The 11758-nt window shown below is 74.0% G+C and carries 10 protein-coding genes; 7 read left to right on the plus strand and 3 right to left on the minus strand.

The window, feature by feature from the left end; genetic code table 11:
- The first annotated feature begins 521 nt into the window (after positions 1 to 521).
- From ACZLKG_RS03865 to ACZLKG_RS03890, 6 genes are all read left to right on the plus strand, one after another.
- Entirely contained in the window at positions 522 to 1286 is a 765-nt protein-coding gene (locus tag ACZLKG_RS03865; protein WP_425707839.1) for a phosphoribosyltransferase family protein, read from the plus strand.
- A gap of 229 nt (positions 1287 to 1515) precedes the next feature.
- Positions 1516 to 2160, plus strand: a complete 645-nt coding sequence (hpf, locus tag ACZLKG_RS03870) for a ribosome hibernation-promoting factor, HPF/YfiA family (protein WP_425707840.1) — start codon at positions 1516 to 1518, stop codon at positions 2158 to 2160.
- 110 nt (positions 2161 to 2270) lie between these two features.
- Positions 2271 to 3530 carry a winged helix-turn-helix domain-containing protein gene (locus tag ACZLKG_RS03875; RefSeq protein WP_425707841.1) on the plus strand — a complete coding sequence of 420 codons (1260 nt, stop codon included), beginning with the start codon at positions 2271 to 2273 and terminating at the stop codon, positions 3528 to 3530.
- A gap of 213 nt (positions 3531 to 3743) precedes the next feature.
- A complete protein-coding gene (gene secA / locus ACZLKG_RS03880; RefSeq protein ID WP_463648013.1) occupies positions 3744 to 6884 on the plus strand; it encodes a preprotein translocase subunit SecA in 3141 nt (1046 codons plus the stop codon).
- A 218-nt stretch (positions 6885 to 7102) separates the two neighbouring features.
- Positions 7103 to 8266, plus strand: a complete 1164-nt coding sequence (locus ACZLKG_RS03885) for an LLM class flavin-dependent oxidoreductase (RefSeq protein WP_425707842.1) — start codon at positions 7103 to 7105, stop codon at positions 8264 to 8266.
- Positions 8263 to 8964, plus strand: coding sequence for a CE1759 family FMN reductase (locus ACZLKG_RS03890; protein WP_463648014.1), 702 nt, complete (start codon positions 8263 to 8265; stop codon positions 8962 to 8964). Before ACZLKG_RS03885 ends, ACZLKG_RS03890 begins: the two co-directional genes overlap by 4 nt.
- A 71-nt stretch (positions 8965 to 9035) precedes the next feature.
- On the opposite strand, the gene ACZLKG_RS03895 is transcribed toward ACZLKG_RS03890, so the two are convergent.
- Both ACZLKG_RS03895 and ACZLKG_RS03900 read right to left on the minus strand, forming a co-directional pair.
- Entirely contained in the window at positions 9036 to 9623 is a 588-nt protein-coding gene (locus tag ACZLKG_RS03895) for an Rv3235 family protein (RefSeq protein WP_463648015.1), read from the minus strand.
- Entirely contained in the window at positions 9620 to 10663 is a 1044-nt protein-coding gene (locus tag ACZLKG_RS03900; protein WP_463648016.1) for a LysM peptidoglycan-binding domain-containing protein, read from the minus strand. Before ACZLKG_RS03900 ends, ACZLKG_RS03895 begins: the two co-directional genes overlap by 4 nt.
- 174 nt (positions 10664 to 10837) lie before the next feature.
- Here ACZLKG_RS03900 and ACZLKG_RS03905 point away from each other — a divergent pair, with 174 nt between their 5' ends.
- Positions 10838 to 11353, plus strand: a complete 516-nt coding sequence (locus ACZLKG_RS03905) for a Fis family transcriptional regulator (RefSeq protein WP_463648017.1) — start codon at positions 10838 to 10840, stop codon at positions 11351 to 11353.
- A gap of 34 nt (positions 11354 to 11387) precedes the next feature.
- Here the strand turns inward: ACZLKG_RS03905 and ACZLKG_RS03910 are convergent, their stop codons facing one another.
- On the minus strand, positions 11388 to 11618 hold the full coding sequence (locus ACZLKG_RS03910; RefSeq protein ID WP_425707847.1) for a helix-turn-helix domain-containing protein: 231 nt from the start codon (positions 11616 to 11618) through the stop codon (positions 11388 to 11390).
- Between the last annotated feature and the right edge of the window lie 140 nt (positions 11619 to 11758).

Genomic DNA, 11758 nt, shown 5'->3' on the forward strand with positions numbered 1-11758 from the left:
GCCGACCTCCTCTCCTGCCTTGCTGGGTGGTGATCCGCGGGGACGGGGATCAGGCTCTCGGCAGTATGTCCGCCGCCCGCCGCCCGCCGCCCGCCGCCCGCCGCCCGCCGCCCGCCGCCCGCCGTCGGCCGTCCGCCGTCACGGGCCCACAGGTGCCTCTGCCACGCCCCCGCCCACGGGGTCGGTACGCCGCCTGCTCAGGCCCCGGCCGGAGCGGTGATCCTCTTCCGGTGAGGGATCGCCAGAGTGTGCGCGGGAGATTGCCAGGGCCGCTCGACCGGGTGGGGTCGGACCGCGCGCGCGGGAGGTCGCCGGGGCTGCCTGCCGGCTCGGGGTCCGACCGTGTGCTCGAGACGTTGACCGGGCCACTCGCCCGGTCGGTGGCCGATCGTGTGCGAAGCAGCTCGCCGGCCCGGTCGGCGGGCCGGTCCGCGCTCCGCGACGTCCTCGAGCTCGTCGTGCCGGCGGAGTGTTCCGGTTGCGGCACGTGGGGCACCGCGCTGTGCCGGACATGCCGCTCGTTGCTGGCCGCCGGACCGCGCGAGTGCACCGACGGAGCGCCCCTGCTCGCCGGGTTCGACGAGCCGGTCCTGCGCACCTGGGCGATCGGCGACTACCGCGGTCCGCTGCGCCGCATCGTCGTCGACTGGAAGACCGGGCGCTGCGGCCACCTGAGGCGCAGCCTGCCCGCCGCCGGCCGGGGCGCCGGCGCCAGGCTGTGGCCGCACGTCGCGGACGCGATCAGCGGGACCACGCTGCTGGTGGTCCCGGCGCCCTCCGGCCCCGCACGCCGACGCCACGGCATGCTCGTCGCCGCCGAGCTGGCCGACGCCGTGGCCGCGGGCATGGCCGACGCGTCCTCCGGACGGGTCGCTGCCGCGTCGGAGAACGGGCTCGCCGGCTTGCTGCCGCGAGACGCCGACGCGTCCTCCGGACGGGTCGCTGCCGCGCCGGAGAACGGGCTCGCGGGCACGCCGTCGGGAGACGCAGGCGCGACCTCCGCACCGCCGGTGGCACGGCCGCTGCACGTGGCGTCCGTGGATCTCCTGCGGCGCGCGGGCGGACCGGCGCGCCAGCGCGGTTCCTCGGCGCGCGGGCGCGTGGCGAACCGCAGCCGGGCACCGGTCCTCCGGGCGTCGGTCCCGACCGGCACCGCGGTCCTGCTCGTCGACGACGTCGTTACCACCGGCGCCACGCTCGCCGCCTGTGCAGGGGCGCTGCGCGCGGCCGGCGCCGTCGTCGTGGGGGCGCTCGTCGTCGCCGGTGCGCCCGCCCCCGGACGGTGATCCAGCGCCCCCGCCGCCCGGTGTCCCCGGGTGTCCGGCCGGTGTCCGGGACGCGTCGGACCAGGTAACGTTGCTGCATGGAGCCACCCGGGACGCGGATGCGCGGCGGGTGGCTGCGTCGTCCCCGAGGCGGGAGGAGGTGCTCGGCATCCTGACCGGCGCCGTGCGCGCCGAGGCACCACCGGCGGGCCCGTCACGCTCGCCCTCGCACCGACCGATGGAGGTCACCATGGAGATCGTCGTCAAGGGCCGCGGCACGGATGTCGCCGACCGCTTCCGTTCGCACGTGGAGGACAAGCTCGCCAAGGTCACACAGCTCGCTCCGCGCACGCAGCGCGTCGACGTCGAGCTCACGCTCGAGAAGAACCCGAGACTGTCCGACCAGGCCGAACGGATCGAGATCACGCTGCGCGACAAGGGCCCCGTGATCCGTGCCGAGGCGAGCGCCGCCGACAGGTACGCGGCGCTCGACCTCGCCACCGGCAAGCTCCTCGAGCGGCTGCGACGGCACCACGACCGGCGCAAGGACAAGCAGCGTCACGCCAACCGGTCGCTCCCCGCGACGCCTCCTCCCGAGCCCACGGAGGAGAGCGTCCCGGACGGCCTCGCGACCGATGCGCCGATCGCAGAGCACCCCGCGCCGTCGACGAGCCCGGGCGAGGCGGTCGAGACCCAGCTGGGCGACTCGCCGGTCATCGTCCGGGACAAGCTGCACAAGGCCGAGCCGATGACGGTCGACCAGGCCCTGTACGAGATGGAGATGGTCGGCCACCCGTTCTACCTCTTCGTCGACTCCGAGACCCGCCAGCCCTGCGTCGTCTACCGCCGCAAGGGTTGGGCCTACGGAGTGATCAGGCTCGACGCCACCTGCTGAGACCCCGACGGCGGGCTCCGGACCGCCGGAACCGCCCGTGCCCGTGCCGCCCCGCGAGGTGGCACGGGCACGGGCGCCGTCGTGTCGGTGCCCGGTGCGACGATGGTGCGGTGCAGCCCCAGGAGATCTCGATCCGCCAGGTACGGCGAGCCGCCGTCGCTGCCCAGGGCCTGGCCCGGCGCCGCCCCGCCCGCCCCGGGCGCCGGCACGTCGCCCGCGCTGTCGCCGACACGGCGCTGCTGCAGATCGACTCCGTCAACGTCCTCGCTCGCGCCCACCAGCTGCCGGTGCTCGCGCGGGTCGGCGCGTACGACACGTCGATCCTCGACCGTGTCACCGGCCGGTCGCCCCGGCTGCTGGTCGAGACCTGGTGCCACGAGGCCTCCCTCGTCCCGCCGCGTACCTACGCCCTCCAGGCGGCCCGGCGCTCGGCCGCGGAGGACCGGTGGCAGGACCGGGGGTTCGGCGACCCGGCCCTCATGGCCGACGTCGAGGCCGCGATCACCGACCACGGCGCGGCGACGTCGACCGACCTGCACGACCTCCTCGCGCACGAACGTGCGGAAAAGACTGCCTGGGGGTGGAACTGGTCCCCGCTCAAGGTCGCCCTGAGCCGGATGTGGCGCACCGGCCGCCTCGCCGTCGCCCGGCGGAGCTCGTCGTTCGAGCAGGTCCTCGACCTTCCGGGGCGCGTCCTTCCGCCCGAGGCGCTCGCCGCCGCGCCCCCGTGGCCGGAGGCGGTCCGTGAGCTCACTCTCGTCGCGGCCCGCGCGCACGGGGTCGCGGGCGTCCGGGCGCTCGCCGACTACCACCGGCTCCCCGTCCGCGAGACGGCCACCGCGGTGCGCGCGCTGGTCGAGGACGGTGAGCTCGTCGAGGTCCGCGTGCGCGGGCTGCGGCGACCCGCCTACCGGCCCGCGGAGGTGACGGTGCCGGCCGACCCGGTGCGCGCCCGCGCCCTGCTCGCCCCGTTCGACCCGCTCGTGTTCGAACGGGAGCGGCTCGCCGACCTGTGGGGTATGCACTACCGGATCGGTATCTACACCCCCGCTCACCTGCGCTCCCACGGCTACTACGTGCTGCCGTTCCTCCTCGGCGAGCACCTCGTGGCCCGCGTCGACCTCAAGGCCGACCGGGCGGCGGGCGTGCTTCTGGTCAAGGAGGTCCACGCCGAGGACCCGGGGCAGGTGCCGGACCTGCCGAGCCGGGGGGCGGGAGCGTGGCCGTCCCGCGAGCGGATCGCCGAGGAGCTCGCGGCCGAGCTCGGCGAGGTCGCGCGCTGGCTCGGCGCCGACCGCGTGGACGCGAGCGGCGGCGTCGGGGACCTCGCCCGGGACCTGCACCCGGCCGTGCTGCGCTCCGCCTCCTGACCGGGGCGGTCACCGTCCGGCCCGGCCGGGTGCCTGGGCGGTCACCGTCCGGTCCGGCCGGGTGGCGCGGGCCGTCGTGGTCCGCAGTGGCCGGGCTTCGCCCCCGTGCCCCCGTGCCCCCGGGGTCGCCGCGGCGCGCCTACCATGGCGGGTGGCGCGGCACCTCGGCGCGCCCGCCCCAAGGGGCGACGAACGACCTCACGGAGTGCCGCTGTGGCAACCATCCTCGACAAGATCCTGCGCATGGGCGAGGGCCGAGTCGTCAAGCGGCTCGGCGCGATCGCCGACCAGGTCGACGCGCTCGAGGACTCCTTCGTCGACCTGACCGACGAGGAGCTGGGGGAGCAGACGACCGAGTTCCGCGAGCGGATCGAGGACGGCGAGACGCTCGACGATCTCCTCCCGGAGGCGTTCGCCGTCGTGCGGGAGGCGGCCCGTCGCGTGCTCGGCCAGCGGCACTACCGCGTGCAGATCATGGGTGGCGCCGCGCTGCACCAGGGCGACATCGCCGAGATGAAGACCGGTGAGGGTAAGACGCTCGTCGCCACGCTCCCGAGCTACCTGAACGCGCTGTCCGGCAAGGGTGTCCACGTCGTCACGGTCAACGACTACCTCGCCACCTACCAGTCCGAGCTCATGGGGCGCGTCCACCGCTTCCTCGGGCTGAGCACCGGCTGCATCGTCTCGGGCCAGACCCCGGCCCAGCGCCGCGAGCAGTACGCCGCCGACATCACGTACGGCACGAACAACGAGTTCGGTTTCGACTACCTGCGCGACAACATGGCGCTGAGCACCGACGACCTCGTCCAGCGCGGACACAACTTCGTCATCGTCGACGAGGTGGACTCGATCCTCATCGACGAGGCACGCACCCCGCTCATCATCTCGGGCCCGGCCGAGGGGGACGTCAACCCGTGGTACGCCGCCTTCGCCAAGATCTCGCCGAAGCTGGAGCGGGACGTCGACTACGACGTCGACGAGAAGAAGCGCACGGTCGGCATCCTCGAGCCCGGCATCGAGAAGGTCGAGGACCTGCTCGGCATCGACAACCTCTACGAGTCGCTCAACACGCCGCTCATCTCGTTCCTCAACAACTCCCTGCGCGCCAAGGAGCTGTACCAGAACGACAAGGACTACATCGTCGAGAACGGCGAGGTGACGATCGTCGACGAGCACACCGGGCGTCGCCTGCGCGGGCGCCGGTACAACGAGGGCATGCACCAGGCCATCGAGGCCAAGGAGGGCGTGCGCATCAAGGCGGAGAACCAGACGCTGGCGACGATCACGCTGCAGAACTACTTCCGTCTCTACGACACCCTCTCCGGCATGACCGGTACGGCCGAGACCGAGGCCGCGGAGTTCTCCTCGACCTACAAGATCGGCGTCGTCCCGATCCCGTCGAACAAGCCGATGATCCGCAAGGACGAGGGCGACCTCGTCTACAAGAACATCGAGCAGAAGTACCGGGCGATCGTCAAGGACGTGAAGGAGCGCCACGAGACCGGCCAGCCGGTCCTCCTCGGTACGACGTCGGTGGAGAAGTCCGAGCGGCTCTCCGAGCTGCTGTCCGAGGCCGGGGTCGAGCACGACGTCCTCAACGCCAAGCAGCACGAGCGCGAGGCCGCCATCGTCTCCGAGGCGGGCCGCAAGGGCGCCGTCACCGTCGCCACGAACATGGCCGGTCGCGGTACCGACATCATGCTCGGCGGCAACCCCGAGCACATCGCCCAGAACGTCCTGCGCGACCGCGGCCTCGACCCGGTGGAGAACGCCGAGGAGTACGAGGCGGCCTGGACCGAGACGCTGGCGGCCGCCCAGGAGCAGGTCAAGGACGAGCACCAGGAGGTCCTCGACGCGGGCGGGCTCTACGTGCTCGGCACCGAGCGGCACGAGTCGCGACGCATCGACAACCAGCTGCGCGGTCGTTCGGGACGTCAGGGCGACCCCGGCGAGTCCCGGTTCTACCTCTCGCTCGAGGACGACCTCATGCGGCTGTTCGGGTCCGGGCCGACGGCCCGCCTCATGGACAACGACGCCTACCCGGACGACATGGCGCTCGAGCACAAGTGGGTCTCGAGCGGCATCCGGCGTGCCCAGGAGGCCATCGAGGCCCGCAACTTCGAGCAGCGCAAGAACGTCCTGAAGTACGACGACGTGATGAACCGGCAGCGCACCGTGATCTACGAGCAGCGCCGCCGTGTGCTGCACGGCGAGGACATCGAGGAGCAGGTGCGCGGGTTCGCGACCGACCTCGTCGACGCCATCGTCGACCAGCACAGCGCGGACGGCTCCCTCGAGGACTCCGACGTCGAGAAGATCCTCGGCGAGCTGGGCGCCTACTACCCGGTGGGGATCACCGAGGACGATCTCGTCGAGCAGGCCGGGCACAGCGCCCGCGTGACCCCCGAGATGCTCCGCACCGAGCTGCGCTCGGACATCCTCGTGGCGTACGACGCGCGCGAGGAGGAGGTGGGGGAGGACCTCATGCGTCGGCTCGAGCGCCGCGTCGTCCTGTCGGTCCTCGATCGCCACTGGCGGGAGAACCTCTACGAGATGGACTACCTGCGGCAGGGCATCTCGCTGCGGGCGGCCGGACAGCGCGACCCGCTCGTGGAGTACCAGCGCGAGGGCTTCACCTTCTTCCAGGCGATGAACGAGGCGATCCGCGAGGACACCGTCCGCTACGTCTTCAACCTCGAGATCAACCCCACCGACCAGCCGGTCGACGCAGCCTCCGCGGCGGCCGCGGCCACCTCGACCGTCGGCCGCGCCGCCACCGGGTCCGGCGCGTCGACCATGCCCCGGGCGGGTGCGGGCGCCGCGGCGACGCGCAAGGCCGCGGCGGCAGGCTCGGCGTTCGCGGCCTCCGCGCTCGGTGGGAGCACGCCCTCGATCCCGACGCCTGGCGCGGCTGCTGGTGCGGCTGCTGGTGCGGCCGCGGGAGGTGCCGCGTCAGGTGGCGCCCGGCCCGGGGGCGGCGCGCCCGACGACGCCACGGGTGCAGCAGCGTCGAGGGAGGCCGGCACCGCCGGCGATCCCGGGCCCGCACCCTCCGCGGACGCCGCGGGCGTGGGTGCCGACCTGACGTCGACCGGCGAGGACCCGCAGGACGACCCCGCCGCGCCGGTCCCCACGGACGACGAGCTGCTCGGTCTCGAGGCACCCCGCCGCCCCACGGGTCTGACCTACTCGGGCACGAGTTCGTCGACGTCGGGCGCGGACGAGGACGACGACGCACCCACGCGCCGGCCGGCACGCGGCAGCGCGGCCGGTACTGCCGCCGCGGGCGGGAGCGACGGACTCAACCGCGCCCAGCGCCGCGCCCAGGCCAAGAAGGCGAAGCGACAGGGCTAGAGCGGCCGCCCGGCAGCGCCGGCCGAGCCCGCACCGCCGGGCCGAGATCGCACGACGACGACGGCGACCCGCACGAGCGGGTCGCCGTCGTCGTGCGCTGCCCGTGCTGCGGGAGGTGTGTCCTGCGCCGCTTCGCAGCGGGAATGAATGCGAGGGACCCACCGTTGGCGCTAGTGTCGATGCAAACGCATCAATATTTCGATCAGGAGGACGGCGACATGCAGTTCGGGATCTTCAGCGTCAGCGACGTCACCGCCGACCCGACCACGGGGCGCGCCCCGTCGGACACGGAGCGGGTGCGCGCGATGCTCACCATTGCGAAGCACGCCGACGACGCCGGGCTCGACGTCTTCGCGACGGGCGAGCACCACAACCCGCCCTTCGTCGCGTCCTCGCCGACCACGATGCTCGGCTACCTCGCCGCGGCGACGACGAACATCACGCTGTCGACCGCGACCACGCTCATCACGACGAACGACCCGGTGAAGATCGCGGAGGACTACGCGATGCTCCAGGTCATCTCGGACGGCCGGATGGACCTCATGATGGGGCGGGGCAACACCGGGCCCGTGTACCCCTGGTTCGGCAAGGACATCCGCGAGGGCATCAACCTCGCGATCGAGAACTACGCCCTGCTGCGCCGCCTGTGGACCGAGGACGTCGTCGACTGGAGCGGACGGTTCCGCACCCCCCTGCAGGGCTTCACCGCCACCCCGCGCCCGCTGGACGGCGTCGCCCCGTTCGTCTGGCACGGCTCGATCCGCAGCCCCGAGATCGCCGAGCAGGCCGCCTACTACGGTGACGGCTTCTTCCACAACAACATCTTCTGGCCGATGCGGCACACGAAGCGGATGGTGCAGTTCTACCGCGAGCGCTTCGAGCACCACGGCCACGGCGACGCGGACCAGGCGATCGTCGGCCTCGGCGGACAGGTGTTCATGCGCGCCAACAGCCAGGACGCGAAGACCGAGTTCCGTCCGTACTTCGACAACGCCCCCGTCTACGGGCACGGCCCCACGATGGAGGAGTTCACCGCGGAGACCCCGCTGACCGTCGGCTCGCCGCAGGAGGTCATCGACCGCTACGGGAAGATGTGGCAGGACGTCGGCCACTACCAGCGCCAGCTCTTCCTCATCGACCACGCGGGACTGCCGCTGAAGACGGTCCTCGAGCAGATCGACCTGCTGGCGACCGAGGTCGTGCCCGTCCTGCGCCGGGAGGCCGAGTCGATCCGTCCGGCCCACGTGCCGGCGGACCCGCCGAGCCACGCCGAGCGCGTGGCGGCCGCCCGGGAGCAGGGCACGGCGGGCGCGGCCCACGTGGGCGCCGTCGGCGACGACGCCACCGGACGCCGGGCCGAGGACGCGGCGGTGCGGGCATGAGCGAGGGGTTCGACCTCGACCTCACCGGCGACGCGTTCGACGACCGGCCAGGTGTCCCCGAGGGGGCCGGCGGGACCGAGCGCCGGATCGTCACGGTCTCGGCCGGGACGTCCGACCCCTCGACCACCCGGATGCTCGCCGACCGGCTCGGCCGGGCGGCCGTGACCGGGCTGAGCCAGAGGGGCGTGCGCGCGACCCTCACGACCCTCGACCTGCGGACGATCGCCCACGACCTGCTCGACACCATGCTCACCGGCGTGCGCAGCACGGCCGTGGAGGAGGCCATGGACGCGGTCCGCGGCGCCGACGGACTCGTGGTGACGACGCCCGTCTACTCGGGCTCGTACTCCGGGCTGCTCAAGATGTTCCTCGACGTCCTCGACCGGGGCTCGATCGACGGCACCCCGGTGCTGCTGTCCGCCACCGGCGGCACCCCACGGCACTCGCTCGCGATCGACTACGCGCTGCGTCCGCTCGTCGCGTACCTGCGCGGGAGCGCGATGCCGACCGCTGTGTACGCCGCGACGGACGACTGGGCCGCGGGTGCAGGCGAGCCGGGCGGCCCGGACCTTCCCGGGCGCATCGTGCGCGCCGGGGAGGAGCTCGCTCACGCCGTGGCCGGCAGTGCCCCCAGGCAGGCAAAGGACGAGTTCGACGACGTGCCCGACTTCTCGTCGATGCTCAGCGCACTGCGCTGAGCTCCGGGGGGCCGGTTCTTCGCTCAGCGGGTCCTCCGCTCAGCAGGTCCTTCGCTCGGCGGGTCCGTCGCTCACCCGATCTCGAGGGCGACGGCCCGCCACCTCCCGCGGAAGACCTCGATCCGGACCGCGGCGGCGCGGACCTTGGTGCCGTCATGGACGACCACGCTGACCTCGCGCGCGCGTTCGCTGGGCGCAGATCCGATCGTGCGGCGGACCACGACGTGGGTGAACCGGTCCGGGCGACCCTGGAGCCGGCCCGCGAGCCCGGCGCGCCGCGAGAGGGACTCGTAGAGCGGCGGCGCGAGCCAGCGGGCGAGCTGGGCCGGTGACCGGGTGCCGAGCAGCGCCTCGACGGCGTGCTGCACGATCCCGGCGGCGAGCCGCTCGAGGTCGGCCTCGTCGGCCCGCGGAGGCTCCTCGTCCCGCCCGGGCGCAGGACCGTCCTCGAACATCTCCGCGCCCGGCCGGTGCTCGGCGGCGAAGCGGACCCGGTCCCACGGCCGTTCGAGCGACGTCCGGGGCAACGGCGGGGGCACCGCCGGCACCGTGCGGCGCCGCACGCGCGACACGGAGCCCGGCGGGCCCTGCGCGGCGACGATCCTCGGCCGGGAGGGTAGCGGCACCGGCACGACGTCGTGGGTGGGCTGGGCGCTCATCGGGTCTCCTCGAGGGTCGGGGGCGTCAGCTCGACGCCGGAGCGGACGAGATCGGGGTCGGCGCCGATGACCTCGGCGTTCGTGCTGTACCAGTCCGGCCAGGCGGCCGCGACGTCCGCGGTGCTCGCGGACGGACCGAGGTGGTCCGCCGCGATCGACCAGAGCGAGTCGCCGGCCGCGACGACGTAGACCGCCTCGGCCGTCGCCGGCTCGGGAGCCGGCTCCGGCGACGCGGTCGGCGCGAGCTCGGGCTCTGGTGCAGGTGCGGGCTCCGGCCCCGGTGCGGGGGCCGGTGAGTCGACGAGGGGTGATGCCGACGATCCGGTCACGTCCGGCACCGCGGGGACCGCGGGCAGGTCGGGACCCGGTACCGGGGGTCCGGCGTCGTCCCGCGGACCTGCCTCGTCCCCCGGTCCTGCCTCGCCCGCTGTCCCGGCCTCGCCGTCGGACGCGGGCGCCGACGGCACATCGGTCGGCGACTCCGGAGCGTCGGGCACGGCCGCCGCGGGACCGACGGCGAGCCCCAGCGAGAGCCCGGCGACCGCGCTCCCGGCCGCGATGCGCCGCACGACCGGTGCGCCGGCCCTGCCCACCACGAGGGCGAGCCCGCTGCGCAGCCGGGCCCCGACCCCGGAGCGGGGGAGCAGCGCGACGACGAGCCCCAGGAACGCGGTGCATGCGTACCAGGCCGCGCAGGCCGCGCCGACGGCGAGAAGGCCGGCGGCGACGGCGTCCGGCAGGTCCTGCGGTCCGTGCGCGGGGAGCGCCGCCAGTGCCGCGACGGCGTCCCGTGCGGCGTTCGCGAGCACGAGCGTGAGCGGCACCGTGGACGCCGCGGTCGCGGCGAGCGCGAGGAGTTCGCCGCCGGCGCGGACGGCCGTCGTCGCGCGACGACCGGTAACCGGGGCACTCGTCGCACGCCCGTCGGGCCGCCGTACCGCCGGTGCGGCGCCGTGTCCCTGTCGTACCGCCGGTGCGGCGCCGTGCCCCTGTCGTCGCCCGCCGGACGCCGAAGTCGTCCCGTCCTTGATCGTCGTCATGCCCCCCACCGTCCCGATGAACGTGTCCGTTCGTGCTGGTTCGTGTCGAATGATGCCGGAACGATGGCACAGGTGTGACGAGATGCGCAAGAGTGACGGCGTGTCGCTGAAGGATCCGCCAGATCGGGGCGCCGAACCGGCTCGCGCGGCCGTGGCTCCGCCTAGGTTGTTTCCGTGGCATGGGAGGACCTGCTGCTCGCCGACCTCTCGGGCGAGCTCGAGGCAGAACGACGCGCGGAGCAGCTGCTCGAGGCGGGCGAGCTCGCCGAGGCCGAGGCCGCCACCGTGACGCTCGAGGACCGGTGGCGGGCACGCATCGGCGCCGAGCTCGCCCTCGTGCTACCCGGCCGCGACGACGTCGTCGGCACGGTCCTCGACGCGAACGCCCACTGGCTCCTGCTCGCCGAGGGCGAGCGTCGGGCGCTCGTGCCCTCCCGCGCGGTCGTCGGCGTCCGCGGGCTCGCCCGAAGCGCCGGTGCCGCCGGCATCGTCGCCGCGCGCTACTCGTTCGCGGCCGCGCTCCGGCGCATCGCGAGGTCAGGGGCGGTCGTGCGGCTCGACGACGCGGCGGGCGGCCGCACGGGGCGGATCCTGCGCGTAGGGGCCGACCACCTCGACCTGCGCGCCGACCCGGGCGACCACGTCGTGGCCGTGGCGCTCGCGCACGTGCACGTGGTCCGTACCGCATGACCGCGGCACGGGGGAGTCGTGGCGGGGGGTCGGATCAGCGACCGGTGCCGGACTCCTCGTCGACGTGCTCGTCGACCGGCCGGGCCGCGGCCTGCTCGTACAGCCGGGCGATGTACGCCTCGAGCTGGACGTCCTCGACCCGCCACAGGCCCTTGCCGCCGATCTGCACGCCGACGAGCTCCTTGCTCCGCAGCAGCGCGCGCACCTGGGACACCGAGAGATTGAGCTGCTCGGCGACGTCGGCGATGGTGAGGAAGCGGGCCACGGCTCCAGTATCGCCGCAGCGCCCGCCGGGCGCGTGGAGGGTGTGGACAGCCGTGTCGACCGCGCGGCCGGCCTCGTGCTGTGGACGAGGCGTGCATGGCCGGCGGCCGGTCGCGAGGATGCGGTGAGGACCGGATGAGC

The organism is Georgenia sp. Z2081, assembly GCF_055326445.1.